Source organism: Pedobacter sp. AC379 (genome assembly GCF_979258145.1).
In genome coordinates, this window is the sequence record NZ_OZ409839.1 from 1,738,777 (window position 1) to 1,757,453 (window position 18,677).

General features: G+C 41.6%; 15 protein-coding genes. 11 read left to right on the top strand and 4 right to left on the bottom strand.

Annotated elements, in window-relative coordinates; translation table 11 throughout:
* Nucleotides 1-393 precede the first annotated feature (393 nt).
* Genes ACZZZW_RS07670 through ACZZZW_RS07715 form a run of 10 tightly spaced genes read left to right on the top strand, consistent with a single transcriptional unit; the run spans nucleotide 394 to nucleotide 13,580 of the window.
* Entirely contained in the window at nucleotides 394-3,504 is a 3,111-nt protein-coding gene (locus ACZZZW_RS07670; RefSeq protein WP_463492786.1) for a SusC/RagA family TonB-linked outer membrane protein, read from the top strand.
* Between the two features lie 15 nt (nucleotides 3,505-3,519).
* Nucleotides 3,520-4,881, top strand: a complete 1,362-nt coding sequence (locus tag ACZZZW_RS07675; RefSeq protein ID WP_055911238.1) for a RagB/SusD family nutrient uptake outer membrane protein — start codon at nucleotides 3,520-3,522, stop codon at nucleotides 4,879-4,881.
* Between the two features lie 11 nt (nucleotides 4,882-4,892).
* Complete coding sequence (locus tag ACZZZW_RS07680; RefSeq protein ID WP_055911236.1) at nucleotides 4,893-5,822, top strand: cyanophycinase; 930 nt, start codon at nucleotides 4,893-4,895, stop codon at nucleotides 5,820-5,822.
* Between the two features lie 16 nt (nucleotides 5,823-5,838).
* On the top strand, nucleotides 5,839-7,170 hold the full coding sequence (locus tag ACZZZW_RS07685; RefSeq protein ID WP_463492787.1) for a DoxX family protein: 1,332 nt from the start codon (nucleotides 5,839-5,841) through the stop codon (nucleotides 7,168-7,170).
* Between the two features lie 12 nt (nucleotides 7,171-7,182).
* The gene (locus tag ACZZZW_RS07690) at nucleotides 7,183-8,889 is read left to right on the top strand and encodes a hypothetical protein (protein WP_463492788.1); all 1,707 of its coding nucleotides are present in this window, start codon (nucleotides 7,183-7,185) and stop codon (nucleotides 8,887-8,889) included.
* A gap of 4 nt (nucleotides 8,890-8,893) precedes the next feature.
* The gene (locus ACZZZW_RS07695) at nucleotides 8,894-9,193 is read left to right on the top strand and encodes a hypothetical protein (RefSeq protein WP_463492789.1); all 300 of its coding nucleotides are present in this window, start codon (nucleotides 8,894-8,896) and stop codon (nucleotides 9,191-9,193) included.
* Entirely contained in the window at nucleotides 9,154-9,492 is a 339-nt protein-coding gene (locus ACZZZW_RS07700; protein WP_463492790.1) for a c-type cytochrome, read from the top strand. Before ACZZZW_RS07695 ends, ACZZZW_RS07700 begins: the two co-directional genes overlap by 40 nt.
* The gene (soxC, locus tag ACZZZW_RS07705; protein WP_463492791.1) at nucleotides 9,492-10,745 is read left to right on the top strand and encodes a sulfite dehydrogenase; all 1,254 of its coding nucleotides are present in this window, start codon (nucleotides 9,492-9,494) and stop codon (nucleotides 10,743-10,745) included. Before ACZZZW_RS07700 ends, soxC begins: the two co-directional genes overlap by 1 nt.
* Nucleotides 10,746-10,749: 4 nt before the next feature.
* Nucleotides 10,750-12,201, top strand: coding sequence for a phytoene desaturase family protein (locus ACZZZW_RS07710; protein WP_463492792.1), 1,452 nt, complete (start codon nucleotides 10,750-10,752; stop codon nucleotides 12,199-12,201).
* A 5-nt stretch (nucleotides 12,202-12,206) separates the two neighbouring features.
* A complete protein-coding gene (locus tag ACZZZW_RS07715) occupies nucleotides 12,207-13,580 on the top strand; it encodes a YeiH family protein (protein WP_463492793.1) in 1,374 nt (457 codons plus the stop codon).
* 100 nt (nucleotides 13,581-13,680) lie between these two features.
* On the opposite strand, the gene ACZZZW_RS07720 is transcribed toward ACZZZW_RS07715, so the two are convergent.
* Nucleotides 13,681-14,130, bottom strand: coding sequence for an SRPBCC family protein (locus ACZZZW_RS07720; RefSeq protein WP_463492794.1), 450 nt, complete (start codon nucleotides 14,128-14,130; stop codon nucleotides 13,681-13,683).
* A gap of 197 nt (nucleotides 14,131-14,327) precedes the next feature.
* Nucleotides 14,328-14,717: a winged helix-turn-helix transcriptional regulator gene (locus tag ACZZZW_RS07725; protein WP_463492795.1), complete on the bottom strand. Its 390-nt coding sequence runs from the start codon at nucleotides 14,715-14,717 to the stop codon at nucleotides 14,328-14,330.
* A 111-nt stretch (nucleotides 14,718-14,828) separates the two neighbouring features.
* Here ACZZZW_RS07725 and ACZZZW_RS07730 point away from each other — a divergent pair, with 111 nt between their 5' ends.
* A complete protein-coding gene (locus ACZZZW_RS07730; RefSeq protein ID WP_463492796.1) occupies nucleotides 14,829-15,800 on the top strand; it encodes an NmrA/HSCARG family protein in 972 nt (323 codons plus the stop codon).
* Between the two features lie 50 nt (nucleotides 15,801-15,850).
* Here the strand turns inward: ACZZZW_RS07730 and ACZZZW_RS07735 are convergent, their stop codons facing one another.
* Both ACZZZW_RS07735 and ACZZZW_RS07740 read right to left on the bottom strand, forming a co-directional pair.
* Nucleotides 15,851-17,506, bottom strand: a complete 1,656-nt coding sequence (locus ACZZZW_RS07735; RefSeq protein ID WP_463492797.1) for a hypothetical protein — start codon at nucleotides 17,504-17,506, stop codon at nucleotides 15,851-15,853.
* 173 nt (nucleotides 17,507-17,679) lie between these two features.
* A complete protein-coding gene (locus ACZZZW_RS07740) occupies nucleotides 17,680-18,636 on the bottom strand; it encodes an NAD-dependent epimerase/dehydratase family protein (RefSeq protein ID WP_463492798.1) in 957 nt (318 codons plus the stop codon).
* Nucleotides 18,637-18,677: the final 41 nt, after the last annotated feature.

Consider the following 18,677-nt stretch of genomic DNA (forward strand, 5'->3'; position numbering starts at 1 on the left):
GATCATGTAACATTGTTAATAGTTAGTCTACCGATTTTGTAGATTAAATATTTATCAATATGTTTGCGCTGATCATGAATGCAACAATAAGCCCTAAAGTGTCTTCTATCCCTGATATAGTTTATAAAGATGTTGTTTTAAACATTTATATCTATGGCAAAATATGGTGTTGTTGATTTTTGATTTCTCTTGAAAACCATAGTCTAATGCTTATTTTCCATTAAACTGACCACCAATCTCTTAAATATGTGTTAAAAACCTTATATAAAAAAAACCGGCAAGGAAGCCTCGCCGGTTTTCATGGAATATCAGTTCTGTAACGCCAATCACGCACTGATATCCATTTCCAGTCTTATCCAATGAATTTAATCATTAACATAAAACCCGTTAAATATGGAAATATTTCTCCATAAGAAAAAACCATTCTTATTGGTCAGCCATTTTTTGCTCCTTACAGTGCTGGCCATCCCATTTAAAATTTTTGCACAGGTAGAGCCACCGCCGCTAATCAATTCTAAATTGGCCGGAACGGTGATCGATTCCCTTACCAAGCAAGCACTGCCAGGCGTTGTTGTACGCATTAAAGGCGTTACACACGTAGTTTCTACCGATGGAGATGGAAAATTTGTTTTTGTAACCGGTCAAAAACTGCCATATACTTTGATACTTTCTTCCGTAGGTTATGAAACCAAAGAAATTGTAGTGGGTACAAGTCCGGTAACCATTAAATTGAAAGAACTTAACAGTCAGTTAAATGACGTAGTGGTTGTGGGTTATGGCACACAGACTAGAAAATCGTTAACCGGTTCTGTTTCTACCATCGCGGTTGATGAGGTAAGGGCAAAGCCGACCGCTACATTTGCCGAGCAGTTACAAGGCAAGGCTCCGGGTTTGCAAGTGAGTACATCTACAGGTGTTCCGGGAGATGGGATGTTTATCCGGATCCGTGGTACCACCTCCATTAATGCCAGTAATGATCCTTTATATGTAATTGATGGTGTGTATGTAAACAGCGGATCTTTACAAAAAATCACCACACAAGGGCAAGCAAATAATCCTTTATCGGATATTAGTCCTGATGATATTGAAAGCGTAACCGTTTTAAAAGATGCTGATGCTACTGCCATTTACGGTGCGCGTGCAGCCAATGGGGTAATTTTGATCACCACCAAACGCGGTAAATACAATACTGCACCAAAAGTAAGTTTAAGTGCTTATGTTGGTGTGGCAAAAGCACATAAACTGTGGGATCTGGTAACGGGGCCACAGCATGCAGAACTGGTTAACGAATTTTACCGCAATTCAAATGCAGATGCCATTGCAACTGCTGCTGCAAATGGAACTACGCCTGCTACAACCTATTTTTTCCAGCCTTTCAGGTCATTAACCGATAATCCTGCAGCCTCCCCGGCGCCACGTGGTTTACCAAAGGATCAAAATACTTACGATCGTTTGAACAAAGCTTTTCGTACCGGACTGTTGCAGAATTATGATCTTTCAGTTTCAGGAGGAAACGATAAAACGACCTATTACATCGGTGGCGGACTAAACAAACAGGAAGCTACCCTGAAAACGAACGATTTCAGAAGGGGAAGTTTTAAGCTCAACCTCGATCAGAAAATTAATGATTACGTTAAAATAGGAACCAGCAACATCCTCACACAAACTTACCGTACCAATGCGCGTGTAGGCGATGGGCCGCAAGGAGGTATCTTACAATCGGCGCTGCATACTCCAACCTATCTGCCTGAATTTAATGCCGATGGAACGCCTGGTAAATGGGCAGGTTTTGATAACCTGGATGTGTTGCTGAACAACACAAACATGAACAGCACAAGTAACAGGTTGATTAGTAATTTGTATGGAGAGGTAAATATTAGCAAAGATTTAACATTTAAAACGAGCTGGAGTGTTGATTATAATCAATACAATGAATATCAATACTGGAACAGTTTAACCAACCTGGGTTTGGCAAATAAAAACCTCGGTACTTCAAGTATAAGCAATAATACCATCTGGACAAATGAACAGACCTTAAATTATAACCATGTTACCGGTAAGCATAATTTTGGGGCATTAATCGGTAATTCATTGCAGGGATCGGTTTCTAACCAAACTTTGGCCCAGGGTACCAATTTTCCAAACGATTCATTCCAGCAGATTATTTCGGCTGCTACCACCACTTCATCTGCTTCTGAATCAAAATATACACTGTCATCATTCTTTGCCCGTATAAACTATAACTATGGTGGGAAATATTATGCGGTTTTCAGTGTAAGGGCCGATGGATCTTCGCGTTTTGGTGCAAACCACCAGTGGGGATATTTCCCTTCAGCAGGTTTGGCATGGCGCGTTAAACAAGAAAATTTCTTAAAGGATGTTGCGGTAATATCCGACTTAAAACTTCGTGGAAGTATTGGTGTAACCGGAAACCAGAACGGGATCAACGATTTTGCCTCGCGTGGTTTATGGGGTGCTGGTGCCAACTATCTAAATAATCCAGGTACTACACCTTCACAGCTTGCCAACCCTGATCTGAAATGGGAAAGCACCCGCCAGGCCAATATCGGTTTTGATTTAAGTTTCTTTAAAGATAGGTTGACTTTAAGCGGCGACGTTTACGATAAATATACCAGTAACCTGTTGCTTAACCTGCCATTGGCATCAAGTAAAGGTTTTTCTTCCATCCTCACCAATGCCGGCGAAATGAGCAATAAGGGTTTGGAGCTGAACATCAGCAGTGTTAATCTGGATGGTGCATTTAAATGGAGTACCAATTTCAATATTTCGCGCAATATCAATAAAATAGAAAAATTACCTACACCTGTTGTTGCCGCTTATGCCGCCGAACGGATGGTTCAGGGTTTATCGATGTATACTTTTTATGTGTATAACCAGCTTTATGTTGATCCGCAAACGGGCAATGCGGTTTATGAAGATGCCGATCATAATGGCGTAATCAACGCCAATGATATTGTTCCGGTAGGGAATGCACTGCCGAAATTTAATGGCGGTTTAACCAATAACCTCAGTTATAAGGGCTTCGATTTATCGGTGTTTTTCAATTTTGTATACGGCAATAAGGTGTATAACAATAACAATTTTTTTCTTGAAGGTGGCGGTACCCGCGATGCCAACAGGGCGATGGATGTTTACCAGTTAGACCGCTGGCAGAAACCGGGCGATATAACAAATATGCCAAGGTTAACCGCTTATGGACAGAATTACACTTTAAGTCCAACCAGCCGCAATATCGAAGATGGATCTTTCTTACGCCTCAGTAATGTTACCCTTGGTTATAACCTGCCGAAAGAATTTATTAAAAAAGCCAGGATGAATTCTGTTAGGATATACGCCAGTGGCTCAAACCTTTGGTTGTGGACGAAATATAAAGGCCCGGATCCTGAGATCAACGTTTCTTCATCGGCTACCGTGCTCGGTTACGATTTAGGTACGCCACCCGTGCCACGTACTTTCCAGATAGGTGCAAACATTACTTTTTAAACCGAATAATCAATCATGAAAAAAGTTATCTACATATTCGCCATTTTATCCTTGTTTACTTCCTGCAAGAAGTTTCTGGAGGTACAGCCCCAGTCGCAGGTAGATCAGGATCAGGCGATCATCAATGCCGGTAGTGCGGCAACAGCGGCAAACGGTTTATTTAATCTGTTGGCTGCAAACAGTTATTATGGTTCAAATTTCCCGGCACTTTCTTACTTATCTGCCGGCGACATTCAATGGTCGGGTTCACAGTCAGATCCTAACGAAATTACCAAACACCTTACTTCTGCTACAAACGGTTATGTTCAATCTGCATGGACGGCCATTTATAAAACCATTTTGCAGGCTAATCTTATACTTGATCGGGTTCCGGCAGTTAATGATCCACTGCTTAGCACAACGCTAAAAAACCAATACCTTGGTGAAGCTTACTTTGTGCGTGCTTTGGCCTATTTCGATCTTGCACGAGGTTGGGGCGGTGTGCAATTGGTTTTAAAACCTACCAATATTCCTTCAGAAAACAGCGATATCCCACGCAGTACCTTGGCTGATACATATGCACAGGTGTTAAAAGATTTAAATGCTGCTGAAACGTTGGTGCCTGCATCAGTAAGCAGAAACCGGGTAAGCTTGCGCACGGTACAAGCCCTTAAAGCGAGATTTTACCTGTATCAAAAAAACTGGGCATTGGCCGAGCAATTTGCTACTTCGGTAATTAACGATAATGAAAATTATTTCCTGGTGGGCCCATATAGTGCTTTTTTCGCCAATAATGCTGCGGCTACTCCCGAGTCTGTGCTTGAGCTGGCTTATACCACATCCAATACCAATGGCCATAGCAACTGGTGGTTGCCACCGGTTTTGGGCGGCCGTAGAGAGTGGTCGCCGAATGATGCCCTGGTTGCTTTGTTAAATAACCCAACCATTGGCGGCAACCGCAGCACTTTGATTGCTAAAACCGCGCCTCCGGGTAATTTATGGTATGGCAAATTATATTACCGTAATCCATTGGGTACCGATCCGGCTTATATAATCCGCATGGCTGAGTTGTATTTTATCCGTTCAGAAGCCAGGGCACAACAGGGTAATTTAGTTGGTGCAAACAGTGCACAAAGCGATTTAAACCTGGTAAGGAGCCGTGCAGGACTTGGAGCCACCACTGCTGCAACATTAAGTGATATTTTGCTGGCCTTGGAAAAAGAACGCCAGGTGGAGTTCCCTTTCGAAGCCGACCGCTGGTTTAACCTGGTAAGAACCGACCGTGCCCAAACTGTGCTGGGCCTGCCTGATAAACATCTTTACCTTTTTCCAATTCCATATAACGAAACATTGGTAGATCCGCAATTGGCGGGTGCTAACCGTAATCCAGGTTATTAAAAATATTAATTATGAAAAAATTAAGTGTGCTGTTTTTGGCCCTAACTGCATTTGCTTACCCGGCCTTTGCTCAGCCATCACCAATAACAGTCAAAAAATCTGATACTAAACATGGACCTGAAAAAGGCAGTTTGCTAATCATCGGTGGCAATGTAGGCTCGCAGCGCGATATATGGGAGAAATTTACCGAATTGGCAGGAGGTAAGGATAAAGCCATATTGGTTGTGGTTACCACTGCCTCGGGCGATTCTGCCGCGTATGATAAAAAAGGGGTAGAAGAGGTAAAAAAGCAAACAGGGATCAAAAATGTAACCCTTTTCCATACGAGCGATTTGAAGGAAGCCAATAGTGAAAAATTTATTGCCCCTTTAAAAAATGCAACAGCTGTTTATTTCGAAGGTGGCCGCCAATGGCGAATTGCCGATTCTTACCTCAATACTCTTACCCACCAGGCTTTTATTGATGTTTTGAATAGGGGAGGCGTTATTGCAGGCAGCTCGGCCGGAGCAAGTATTATTGGTTCTTTTTTATGGAGGGGTGATACGAAAGGCGCACAAATTTTAGTTGGCGACCATACACAGGGATTGGGTTTTCTTAAAAATTCCGCTATCGATCAGCATTTATTGGTACGAAACCGCCAGTTCGATCTGGTCAACTTTATCCGTAATGCACCAGATTTTATCGGCATTGGTTTAAATGAGGCTACAGCAGTCCTGGTACAGCGGGATACCCTTCAAGTGCTTGGACATTCTTTCGTGGCAATTTACGATTACAACACCATCGTAAACAGTAGCGAAAAGCATGTGGTCAACAATCGTGAAGATTTTACTGCTTCAAACGGATCTTTTTTCTTTTTAAGCGCAGGGCAAAAATATGATCTTGCCAAAAGAAAGGTAATTACAGCTCCACGCAAGCCCGCAAAGGCTGATGAGGATCAATAATCTTATTTATACAGCAATGAGTAACACAAATAAACCATCACCGCTTGTATGGACGGATAGGGAAAAGCTGATATTCAGGTTCTTCTTCTTGTTTTTCATGCTGCAGGCTATTCCTTTAAGCGTCGATTTCTTTAAAATTGTTTTTGGTTTTAACTGGCTCCATATCAGCTATGGCGATATTTTTAACCTTACACGTTTATCTTCAAAATTTCTTTCCGGTGCCGATAGTTTTATCAACTGGATCATTATTGCAGGAATTTCGGTTATCGGCGCAGTGGTATGGGGCAAAACCAAATACAAGGAAGTCGATTACAATCAATTTTATTATTGGTTAAGGGTTGTGGTCCGCTACCGTTTGGCTATTGGTATTATCGGTTATGGGTTCATCAAGTTTTTCCCATTGCAGGCACCTTTTCCTTCCATTAGTAATTTAAACACCAGTTATGGCGATTTTACCGACTGGAAAATATTTTCGATGAGTTTAGGCATTGTGCCTTCTTACGAAACATTTTTAGGCGCGATAGAAATCCTCGCAGGTTTGTTATTGTTCTTCCGGAAAACCGCAACCATTGGCGCAGCAATTATTCTCGTATTTACAGGGAACGTATTCATTTCAAACCTGGCTTACGAGGGCGGCGAATTTGTATATGCCACCTACTTAATCACTTTTGCATTATTTGTGTTGTGGTTCGATGCAACGCGGATTTATAATCTCATATCGCTCGAGCGGCCAACAGCACCAAACAGCTTTAAGCCAATTTTTGTGGGGAGAATTAAATCCTTGCGTTTAGCACTTAAAACATTGGTTATTTTCTTTTTTGTTTTTCTTTACGGATTTAAAACGTATTCAGGTTTTCACGATGATCCTTACCAGTTTCCACGCAAGAAGGGCTTGGCCAGGGCTGCGGGAATTTATAATGTTAGTGAGTTTAAAATCAACGGGCGGGTATTGCCTTATGCTGCTACAGATTCTACCCGTTGGAAAGATGTGGTGTTCGAGAAATGGGCCACCATCAGCGTGCGTTCCGATCGAAAAGTAATTGTTGATTCTTCAAATTACGAACAGGTATTTAAAAACGATAAAGACCGCGATTATGAACTAGCCGGTACCGCAGGAAGGCATTATTACAGTTACACAATCGATTCGGTAAACCGTGTTCTGCTGTTGGCTAATAAAAATCCACACTACAAAGGCGAAAGTTTAAGGTTAAATTATTCGCGTCCGGATAGCGTAAGCATCATTCTTTCAGGGATCAATCAACAACGTGATTCCATTTACGTCGTATTGAATAAAATCGATAAAAAATATCCATTAAAGCTTAGCCGCCGCAAAGCACTTAAACTATAAAAGCTTAATGTTATGTCTGAAATAAAACAACAGGAGATAGATAAAAATTTAACAGATCAGCAAATACCAGCTAAAAAGCCATGGTCGTGGCAAAAGAAATTTGGCTTCCACGTGCTGTTTATTTTCTTTCTGGCCATGTGTATTCCATTTTCTGCCAATTGGTATAAAAATGTTTTCACCCTGGATTGGTCGCGACCGCATTACCGCGATCTCTATGATATCGCCAGGTTTCAACCCAGCTTTTTGTCACTTTTTGGCGGGCAGCGATCACGTGATATTACCGATTCGCCATCTGCAGATGAATCGGCTAAAAAGGATGGCAACAGGAAAAAGAAATTGGAAAAAAGTGGCCTTAAGCAAACCGAACAAAAAAACGAAAGTAATGCTGCTTTGCCTCCAAAAAGAAGTTTTCTGGCTGATTATGTAGATTGGGGCATAGCATTACTCTTAGCCCTTGTTGGTGCTTTAATCTGGTCGGCCTTCGATCGTAAGCGTAAATCCTATCATATCCTTCATTACTGGATCAGGGTTGTTGTCCGTTATCGTGCCGGGATTGGGATTATCGGTTTCGGTTTTACCAAACTTCTCCCTACACAAATGCCCTATCCATCGTTAGGTCTTTTAAATAGCAATTTTGGCGATTTTACCGCGCAAAAAATATACTGGCTTTCCGTTGGTGTAGTGCCCTGGTACCAGGTTTTTGGTGGTGTGGTGGAAATAGCCGCCGGAGTAATGCTTTTTTTTCGTAAAACAACCACTTTTGGTGCCATTTTACTGGCTGCGGCACTGGGCGATATTACTTTTGTAAATTATGCTTACGATGGCGGTGTACATGTATATGCGTTTTATTTTGTGCTGCTCGCGCTGTTTATTGCCGCAGATGATTTTCCTAAATTATACAACCTGCTCATTTTAGAGCGTGATACCATACCTTTTAGGATTTACCCCGATTTTAATAAACCTTGGTTAAAATACACCCGCATTACCCTGAAAGTGCTCACTTTTGTCATCTTTTTCGGTGTACTCACTTATACTGAAGTCATCAATTTTAAATACGATCCTTATAAACAACCCGCAACTGCAGGTGTTAAAAAACTAAGGGGAAATTACCATGTGAGCGAGTTTAAATTGAATGGGGAGGTTATTCCATTTAATCCATTGGATTCTATCAGGTGGCAGGAAGCTACCTTCGAAAACTGGACTACCCTCACTTTTAAAATCAACCGCCCGGTTTTAATCGATCCATCAAATGGAGGAGGCAGCCCGATGCGTGATATTCAACGTACTTTCGAAATCAGTGGTGTTGCAGGAGGCCAAAGGGCCTTTCATTATTATGCCGATACCGTAGATAAAGTACTGTACCTCCAGGATAAAAATGTAATGGCTTTAAGGGCTGGGCGTAAAGCTGCAGGTAAAACAAGAGAAACAGCACCAAATGAAGATAACTGGATCAGTAAAACCGCATGGCAACATATCGGCGATGAAAATAAAATGATAGATAAAGCAGCCTGGTCTACCCGCAGAGACCGTGAGTTTGAAGAAAAACCAAGAGAAGTGAAACGCCACCGTATGGTACTGAAATACGATACCACAGATGGTTCGAGGGTTATACTTTCCGGTATTGATGAACATAAAGATTCTATTTACATCGTTCTCGATCGTTATAACCGACAATATGTATTGCCTAAAAGTTCTTTAAGTGCTGGTAAATATGAATAAGAGGATGAACAGAAAGACGGTATACATACTTGCATTTCCTGTAATGTTGTTCTTAATGTCGCTAAAAACAGCGTTTACTTCAATGCAGGCGCAATCGCCATCAACGGATAGCTTAAAACGCCCGGCAAAATTTGGTTTCGGTCGCCCGGCCACCGCTCAGGAAATTGCAGCTTGGAATATTGATATCCGCCCGATGGTAAAGGCTTACCAGCAGGCCAGGGTGATGTTAAAAAAGGGAAACTGTTGTATGCGCAAAAATGTGCAATGTGCCATGGTGAGGATGGTACCGAAAAGCCGGGTGTAAAACTTCCCGGAAGTGCTTTAGTTGGTGATACCTCGGCTAATAGTAAACCGAAAACAATCGGTAATTACTGGCCATATGCCACTACTTTGTTCGATTATATGCGCCGGGCCATGCCCTATAATCTTCCTGGTTCCTTAAGTAATAATGAAGTGTACAGCATAACCGCTTATCTGCTCAATGCGAATAAAATTATCAAGGCTGATGTAGTGCTCGATGCCAAAAACCTGTATAAAGTGCAAATGCCTGCTAAAAAGCTATTTATTATGGATGATCGTAAAGGAGGACCTGAAATAAAGTAATGAAGAAGCAAGATAAAACCGATCGGAAAATAGTTACTGGTAAAATGAGCAGACGTACTTTATTGGGTGGTGTAATTGCTGCTGCAGTTTTACCGGTACAATCGTTATTTGCAAGTGAAGCAAAAGCTGAAAAACAGGTTCTTACAGATATTGTAGATGATCCGACCAAAATTATTGGTCCGGGGCCAAGTCCGCTCGGCAAACGCTCCTTATTTGAACAGCCTGTACGCAAACCTTCTGATATCTCTTCGCGTACACCCTTGCAGGATATGCACAGCACTATTACGCCTGCTGATCTTCATTTCGAACGTCATCATGCAGGTGTTCCAGCAATTGATCCTGTAAAACACGAATTGCTCATTCATGGCCTGGTAGATCAGCCGATGAAGTTTACCCTGGCTGATATCAAAAGGTTTCCATCCATAACACGCACATGTTTCATTGAATGTGCAGGTAATTTCCGCACTGGCAAAACCGAAATGACTCCGCAGGATATTCTTGGCCTTACCAGCCAAAGCGAGTGGACGGGCGTTATGCTCTCTACCATATTTAAAGAAGTCGGCATCAGCAATAAAGCGAAATGGTTTTTGGCCGAAGGCTCGGATGCTGCTGTTATGACACGTACCATCCCGATTGCAAAAGCCTGGGATGATGCCATGATTGTTTATGCGCAGAATGGAGAGGCCATGCGCCCCGAACAGGGATATCCCATGAGGCTACTTTTGCCAGGTTTTGAAGGCAATATGAATATCAAATGGCTCCGTCGGATTGAACTTTCAGAAGAACCATATATGACCCGGGAAGAAACCTCAAAATATACTTACCCTGTAAAAGATAAAATCAGAATGTTTAGCTTTGAGTTGGATGCACGCTCCATCATCACCTATCCTGCTTACCCGCAAAAGGTAAATAAAGGTTGGGTGGAGATCCGCGGAATTGCCTGGAGCGGAAGGGGTAAGGTAGAAAAAGTGGAAGTAAGTACCGATGCAGGCAAAACGTGGCAACTGGCCAATTTACAGGAACCGGTGCTTAGCAAAGCGCATACTTATTTCAGGCATTTATGGGAATGGGACGGCAAAGCAACTGAAATTTTGAGTCGCGTTACCGATGAAACAGGCTATTTACAGCCAACATTGGCGCAATTGGTTGCGGCACGTGGCGTAAATTTAGGGGGTTACCACATGAATCCCATTACGGCTTGGCAGATTGGTGCCGATGGAAGAGTTTTATTTAAACCGGAAACAATAAAATAACCAGATGAAATTAGAAAAACGGGATTATGATGCAGTAGTTGTAGGTTCGGGGCCAAATGGATTGGCCGCAGCAATTCTTATGCAGCAACAGGGACTTTCCGTTTTAATTATAGAAGGTAAAAACGTGATCGGGGGCGGCTTAACTTCTGCTGAACTTACTTTGCCCGGTTTTACACATGATGTATGCTCAGCGATCCATCCGATGGCATTGGCTTCGCCATTTTTTAAAACACTGCCTTTGGCCGAATTTGGCCTGGAATACCTGCAACCTCTTTTGGCCGCCGCACATCCTTTTGATGACGGAACCGCTGCTATATTGGATCATTCTATCCAGAAAACTGCCGGATACCTCGGCAGGGATGCAAAAACGTATACTTCCTTAATGGAAAATGTTACATCAGCCTGGCCATTGATAGCTGAAGATGCTTTAGGGCCCCTGCGTTTTCCCAAGCACCCATTGGCAATGGCCGGTTTTGGCCTAAAAGCATTAAGAAGCGCAACGGGTTTTGTTAACCGCTTCAAAGCACAACATGCGCGCGGGCTTTTTGCCGGAATGGCCGCACATGCCATACAGCCTTTAAGTAATTTGAGTACCACCGCAATCGGTTTGGTATTAATGGCTACCGGGCATCTTAAAGGTTGGCCGATACCCAAAGGCGGATCAAAATTTATTGCAGAGGCATTGGCTGCTTACTTTAAATCACTTGGCGGGAAAATTGAAACGGGAAATTTTATTTCATCACTAAATCAACTGCCATCCGCCCATGCAGTGCTTTTTGATGTTACGCCAAAACAATTATTGCAAATAGCAGGGCATAAATTCTCCAATATTTATAAATGGCAGCTCGAACGTTACCGCTATGGTATGGGAGTATTTAAGGTAGATTGGGCACTGGACGGACCTATCCCTTTTAAAGCTGAAGCATGTAAGGGTGCCGGCACGATACACCTTGGCAATACATTTGAAGAAATAGCCGAAGGGGAACTAAAAACCAGCAAAGGCCAGCAGGCCGAAAAACCATTTGTATTACTTGCTCAACAGAGTTTGTTCGATCCATCACGTGCGCCTGAAGGAAAGCAGACCGCCTGGGCTTATTGCCATGTGCCAAATGGATCGAAACAGGATTTGACAGCAATTATAGAAAACCAGGTAGAACGTTTTGCCCCTGGATTTAAAGATCGCATCCTGGCCAAACACACCATGAATACCGAGCAGATGGAAGCACACAACCGAAATTATATTGGTGGCGATATCAACGGAGGTATATTGGATATTGGCCAACTGTTTACCCGCCCGGCTTTAAGCTTGTCGCCTTATAAAACTTCTGCCAAAGGGTTGTACATCTGTTCATCTTCTACGCCTCCAGGCGGTGGTGTACATGGAATGTGCGGTTACAATGCCGCAAAAAAAGCACTGAAAGATATTTTTAACATCAAATTAGATAACCACAAATAAACACTATGTCAACACAGAACAATGCTTCAGGAACTACGGGAGCTTTAACAGACGCCGGGATAACGCCCGACAAAAAAACATTTTTACAATCGCTTACAGAAGATTGGTGGGCTGTAATTTTAGGAACAATCATTATTGCAACCGTGCTTTACTTAACCAATAACGGCACAACCATCACTTTACCCGCATTTAAATGGGCTACTACTGATGATTTGTTTGGTAAAATATTATCGCCTCAAAACCTGTTGCTGATTGTAGAAACCGGTGCAGTTTTTCTGGTGCTGGCAGCCATTGCGATTGCGCTATCAGGAGGTAAGGTAGCCAGGTTTGCAGCGGGTTTTACACTGATTTATTTTCTGGCAATTGTCTCTTTTATAATCGGTGGTAATAAAAGTATTTCCTATTTCGGTTTAGAATATGTTGTATTCGCCCTATTAATTGGGATCCTGTTGGGTAACCTGGTTAAATTGCCAAACTGGTTAAAGGAGGCGGTAAGGTCTGAATTTTATATCAAAACAGGCTTGGTAATTTTAGGTACCACCATTTTATCTGCCGATTTAATTAAAGCCGGTTTGCCAGGTATTGTTCAGGCCATTATTGTGGTAACCGCTGTTTGGTTTTTCTCTTTATGGTTAAGCCGTAAATTGAAGGTTGATGATGAATTCGGTGTAATTTTGGCCTCTGCGGTATCCATTTGTGGCGTTTCAGCCGCAATTGTTGCTGCAGGTGCAATTAATGGCGATAAACGTAAATTATCTTATGTAACCACTTTGGTGTTGATTATGGCCATCCCGATGATGGTTATTCAGCCATGGGCCGTAAGGTATTTTCATATTCCTGATGTAATTGGCGGTGCCTGGTTGGGTGGCACTTTAGATACCACCGCTACAGTTACTGCTGCTGGCGATTTAGTTGGCCCGATAGCGGTTAAAGCAGGGGTAATTGCTAAATTTTCGCAAAATGTATTCATTGGGGTTGCAGCCTTTTTTATCGCCATATGGTGGGCCTACAAAAAACCAAAAGGCGAAAACGGAGAAGTTTTGGTTAAAGCGGAAAGCCCTGGTTTAAAAATTGTTTGGGAGCGTTTCCCGAAATTTGTACTGGGTTTTGTTGCTGCGTCATTGGTGTTTTCTTTCCTTTTATCGCCTGCAACAGCAAAAAGCGTAGCCCCAACATTAAATGGCCTGCGCACGGTGTGGTTCGCTATCGCATTTATTTCTATCGGTATGGAAGCTAAATTTTCATCGTTAGTGAAATTACAAGGTGGGCGGCCAGCATTTACCTTTGTAACTGCTCAGATTTTTAACATCTTTTGGACACTGCTGTGGTCTTACATCTTATTTGGCGGCCATATATTCCCAATACCAGATTTTAAATAACATTATTTCAAATTAAGACGCCATTAGTAAATCCGGTTAAACAAATATGGCCATGCATTTTGCATGGCCATTAATGATCCAAAACAATATTTGCACTTAATCAGGCATCCGGTATCTGAGGTTCCACTAATTTTATTAATTTTTCTATCGATTCCTGCCAGCCCAGATAACACATTTCGGCAGGTATTACCGAGGGAATATTTTCCTGTAAAACTTTCAATTCAGTGCCCACCATGGTTTGGTTAAACCATACAGAAGTAACCATTGCACCGGGAAGGTTTGGATCGTCGAATTTATCGGTATATTTTAAAAATTCGTTTGGCTTTATTTCCAAAAATTCTCCAGTCCAGCTGTGACTGTTTCCTGTAGTAAAATTCTCGAACGACATTTTGTACGTTGCGCCCTCCTGCACATTCCGTTCGTGTACCGTGCAGAGAAACCCATAAGGAGGTAGCCATGCGGCAATTGCAGTATTACTGGTAAAGGCTCGGAATAGTTTTTCTGGTGATGCTTTAATTATTCTGTGTAATGAAACCTTATTATCTGACATAACTTTTAATTTTTTACTCCCAATCTTATGGCTTTTCAGTCTGCCCGTTTTTTTTGATGTGGTTGCTGCTCCACAATTACTTTTAACAAATATGGACGTAAAAAAACAAAATCAGCAGGGAGTAAAGCGACTTTCTGACGGTGTATTTGCGACACGTTACAGTTAAATGCTCAACCTTATCAGATGATAACCAATGCTTAAGTTTTAGGCATTATAGTAAAATTTACAAATTCTGCGCTTTGTTCAGTAATCTGGTTTCCCCATGCAGTAATCGCTTCCAGGGTAGGGATTAATGTTTTTCCAAAATCGGTTAAACTATAAACCACCTTAACCGGAGGTTTTTTGCCGTATACTTTTCGGGAGATCAGGCCATCCTGTTCCAGTTTTTTCAGTTGGATACTCAAGGTCATTTCTGTTACGGTATGCATTTCTTTTAATAACTCACTATAACGCTTAGGTTCTGTTTTTAAGTGGTATAAAATAACAGTTTTCCATTTCCCACCAATCAGATCCATGGCCAGGCTAACCGTACAAGGGTAAGTTTTACCGTTCAGTTTTACGTTTTCACCAATGCATTCAGTTTTCACAATTTATTTATTTAAACCTATCTAAATGGATAGTTATTGCAAAAGTAATGCACTAAAATTAGTTTTGCAACTATAATTATTATAGTATAAAATTTTGCTAATTTTTAAAACATGTCATCATATTTTATTGAAAAATCAGATCAGAACGATAAGCCGCTAATTACAGTTGTAGGCATTATGGGTAAGCAGGGCCTTAGCGTTGCAAGAACCCTGTTAGAAAGCAAGCAGTTTCGTGTACGCGGCATTACCCGACGGGCGAATTCAGCCGAAGCGGTTGAATTGATTAAACAAGGTGCCGAATTGATAAATGTACCATTGGATTTGGGACATAAAGCACAATTTGTAGCGGCGTTCCTTGGATCGTACGGTGTATTTATGGTTACGCCCAGCATTGCTCCTCCACATACACACGAAATGGAATTGGGTAAGGAACTTGCTGATGCTGCAGTTGAAGCAGGAGTAAAACACATTTTATTTAGCAGTCTGGAAAATGTAGACCGGATTACCAAAGGAGAAAAATTTGCACCTCATTTTACTGATAAGGCCCTTGTGGAAGAATATATCCGAACATTACCAATAGTGAGTTCCTTTATATATATGGCCTTTTTTTATACGAATCTTATGGAATTTTATACGCCATATTTGAAGGATGGTCAATTTGTATTTCCGATTTACCTGCCGAAAGATTTTCGTGCACCATTTGTTGATCCGCTTACTGCAACAGGGCCAGCTGTTTTGGAAATATTTACCAATCCGGCAGAATATGCAGGCAAATCGCTACCTGTAATTGGCGAATTTATTTCTCCCCAGGAAATGGTTGATGCCTTTGTGAAGGTTACCGGAAAAGAAGCCGTATACAGTTCTGCTTTCACAAGGGAAGATTTTCTCCGTCATTTCCCTGGTTTTGCTTCCAATGAAAGCCTAATAAATGAAGTTTTAGGCATGGCAGCCTATGCAGTTGAGTTTGGTTATTTTCAAAAAGATAAAGATCTCTCATGGAGCCGTAAAATAAATCCTGGCACGCTCAACTGGGAGCAATTTTTACGCACAACAGGCTGGCAAGGTGAAAAAATCTCTTACTAAATGATTCGAGAGGGATTATTGAAATCAGCTTTACCGCATATGGAATAAAATCAATTGTTCGTTTTAACCTTTACATCTTTGAACATGAAAAGATTATCGCTGATCCTCAATGTTTTCTTACTGGCTGTGGTTACGTTCTTTAAAATAACCTCATTGGGTTTTATATATGGAAACTTTTCCTTGTAGGTGCTATCATTCATTTTTGGATTAAAATCAGCGAAAATAGCCGGGCCCTGGTAATTTTCTGGATGATTGACATCCTCAATCCGTAAATTTTCGATGGTAATCTTTGCCGGCATATAACAGGTATACCCAAAATCATGCTCACCAGAATTGGAGCCGTTTATAATGGAAGCAGTGATAGGTTTACCTGCGGCTGGTAAAAACACACAGTTTTTAATCATCAATTCTCCCTGCCAGGTACTGCCGTAATCAGGGCGCAGGTTAATAAAGCTCCGTGCATGTACGGTAGAATTTTCTATGCTCAATATTCCACTACCGATACCATTAATGCCCATATGGCCTAGGGTAGAATTTCTGATGGTGGCATTGGCAACCCCTTGGTGAGCATCAAACCTGGAGAGGGTACAACCATCATAAAGCAGATTTTTGCAAAAGTTTGATCCTAAAATGCCCCAATATTTATTGTCATCAATGCTATTTGTTTGACTGCAATTTATAAAAGATATATTAACTGCACGGTTTACAGAAAGGTCGTAAGTGCCCATGGTAACAGGCTTGCCCGCCGCCCCAACAGTGCTATAGGCAAGGTGGCCGGTTAAAATGCTGTTTTTTACCGTTACATAGGCACAATCACTGATGTTGATAAAGCCGCCATAAGGTGCCCCATGGTCGCCTTCACCTTTAATAAAGTGTTGCAAACCATCCACAATAACATGCGATCTTTTTATTGAAATATTGCGGCTGTAATAGTTGTATTTAGCTTCTTCTTTATTGGCAATTGTAGTAAAACGGCCCCCGGTAACGTTCAAAGGTTGCTCATCAATCGGCAGTGCAGTAATATCAGTAAGCTGTTCAAAATCCCAGATAATCGGTGCTTTCCTGTCCAGATTACCGTTTTTATCTGCCAGAAAAATATCAGTTTGCGATGAGCCATGGTTTTGGTTTAAGCCCAACCGGATATACTGTTTAACCTTGGAGTTTGTTGCTGTAATTAAACACGGTTTTGGTAAGCTAACATCGATTTTTTGCTGATTTTTTTTTAGCGAGTTTATATTTTTGAGTTTAAATGACTTCAGGGCTGAGCTTACGGTAAAAACAGATGCATTGCGGTTTTTTACTTCCGTATCATCAATAACAAAGTTGGCCGTGCCAAAATCGGTATCCGTTTGAATAATTGCCGTGCGCTCCTTTCCGCCAATGTAATAAGTGGCGCCTACATCAGCTTTTACCATAAGGCCATGTTGATTGGCAAAGGCATGGGTTGCTGCGATGGCATCTATATCATCCGTTTTTCCATCACCCTTTGCCCCGAAATCGCTATAATGAACCAACTTTGCGGTTTTAAACTTTAATGCATCAGTAGGAGATACGTTTAAATGCAACTCACCTTTATCATCGATAATAACCTCAGTTTTTTGAGCATTACTTGTGATTGTTATATTTTGAAGCGGGATTTTGTTCTGCGCGTGTGAATCAACTAAATTATTTAAAAATAAGCTCAGTAAAAGAATGTACTTCATCATCAAAATTTGGTTAATGGTTACTCATTAAGAACAGCAAAGTTTGCGCGGGCGTGATAAGATAGTTTAAGGTATGTAAAAAGTTGGGATGTGCAAAATATAAAAAGCAGGGAACCATCGCGGCCACCTGCTCAATCATTAACTAAATATTTTTTCTATTGATGCACAGTATCTACTTAAATTTCTTGTAATGCCCTTAGGTTTAACAACATATCGCTAACCATAGCTTCAAGGTTGTAAGCAGGTTTCCAGTTCCAATCTGTTTGTGCTGCGCTATCATCAATGCTTCCCGGCCAGCTATCAGCAATTTGCTGTCTGAAATCGGGTGTATAATCCACTTTAAAACCTGGCACCAGTTTTTCGATTTCTGTTGCAAGTTCCTCGGGGCTAAAGCTCAGCCCGCTCAGGTTGTACGAAGTACGCACTTTTATGTTATCCACCGGCGCATCCATCAACTCGAGCGTGGCCCTTATAGCATCTTCCATATACATCATCGGAAGAACTGTTTCTTTTTTAAGGAAGCACGTAAAAGGTTTGGCTTCTACCCCATGATGAAAAATATCAACTGCATAATCAGTGGTACCGCCACCAGGTGCGCCCGTATAACTGATCAATCCTGGGTAACGGATACTGCGCACATCAAGTCCGAATTTTTCGAAATAATATTTACACCAGTATTCTCCTGCTGCCTTGCTGATGCCATAAACGGTTGATGGTTCGGTTATCCCCTGTTGAGGGGTATTTGTTTTTTCAGAATCCGGACCGAAAACAGCAATGCTGCTCGGCCAGAATACTTTTTTTACGCCATATTTTACTGAAAGATCCAGCACGCTGAGCAAACTGTTCATGTTCAGGTCCCAGGCTTTTTTAGGATTTTTTTCGCCATTGGCTGATAACATTGCGGCCAGATGGTAAATCTGTGTAACTTGTTCATCTGCAATCAGTTTTTCCAATGCACCGGCATCAGTTACATCCAGTTGCTGATAAGGAAAAACCTCTGTAGATAAATTATTCTTCGCCTGAATATCGGATGCCAGCACCTGCATTTGCCCAAACTTTAAACGCAATGCAGCTGTAAGCTCTCTGCCGATTTGCCCGCAGGCACCAATCACTAATATTTTTTCCTGATCCATTTCTTTTACGTCTGTTTCTCCTTTTTAACTGATTAAAAAGT

What these genes read in the sequence shown, in the direction of transcription:
- ACZZZW_RS07670 (WP_463492786.1), top strand. Translation starts at nt 394, where the DNA reads ATGGAAATATTTCTCCATAAGAAAAAACCATTCTTATTGGTCAGCCAT.
- ACZZZW_RS07675 (WP_055911238.1), top strand. Translation starts at nt 3,520, where the DNA reads ATGAAAAAAGTTATCTACATATTCGCCATTTTATCCTTGTTTACTTCC.
- ACZZZW_RS07680 (WP_055911236.1), top strand. Translation starts at nt 4,893, where the DNA reads ATGAAAAAATTAAGTGTGCTGTTTTTGGCCCTAACTGCATTTGCTTAC.
- ACZZZW_RS07685 (WP_463492787.1), top strand. Translation starts at nt 5,839, where the DNA reads ATGAGTAACACAAATAAACCATCACCGCTTGTATGGACGGATAGGGAA.
- ACZZZW_RS07690 (WP_463492788.1), top strand. Translation starts at nt 7,183, where the DNA reads ATGTCTGAAATAAAACAACAGGAGATAGATAAAAATTTAACAGATCAG.
- ACZZZW_RS07695 (WP_463492789.1), top strand. Translation starts at nt 8,894, where the DNA reads ATGAACAGAAAGACGGTATACATACTTGCATTTCCTGTAATGTTGTTC.
- ACZZZW_RS07700 (WP_463492790.1), top strand. Translation starts at nt 9,154, where the DNA reads ATGTGCCATGGTGAGGATGGTACCGAAAAGCCGGGTGTAAAACTTCCC.
- soxC (WP_463492791.1), top strand. Translation starts at nt 9,492, where the DNA reads ATGAAGAAGCAAGATAAAACCGATCGGAAAATAGTTACTGGTAAAATG.
- ACZZZW_RS07710 (WP_463492792.1), top strand. Translation starts at nt 10,750, where the DNA reads ATGAAATTAGAAAAACGGGATTATGATGCAGTAGTTGTAGGTTCGGGG.
- ACZZZW_RS07715 (WP_463492793.1), top strand. Translation starts at nt 12,207, where the DNA reads ATGTCAACACAGAACAATGCTTCAGGAACTACGGGAGCTTTAACAGAC.
- ACZZZW_RS07720 (WP_463492794.1), bottom strand. Translation starts at nt 14,130, where the DNA reads ATGTCAGATAATAAGGTTTCATTACACAGAATAATTAAAGCATCACCA.
- ACZZZW_RS07730 (WP_463492796.1), top strand. Translation starts at nt 14,829, where the DNA reads ATGTCATCATATTTTATTGAAAAATCAGATCAGAACGATAAGCCGCTA.
- ACZZZW_RS07735 (WP_463492797.1), bottom strand. Translation starts at nt 17,506, where the DNA reads ATGATGAAGTACATTCTTTTACTGAGCTTATTTTTAAATAATTTAGTT.
- ACZZZW_RS07740 (WP_463492798.1), bottom strand. Translation starts at nt 18,636, where the DNA reads ATGGATCAGGAAAAAATATTAGTGATTGGTGCCTGCGGGCAAATCGGC.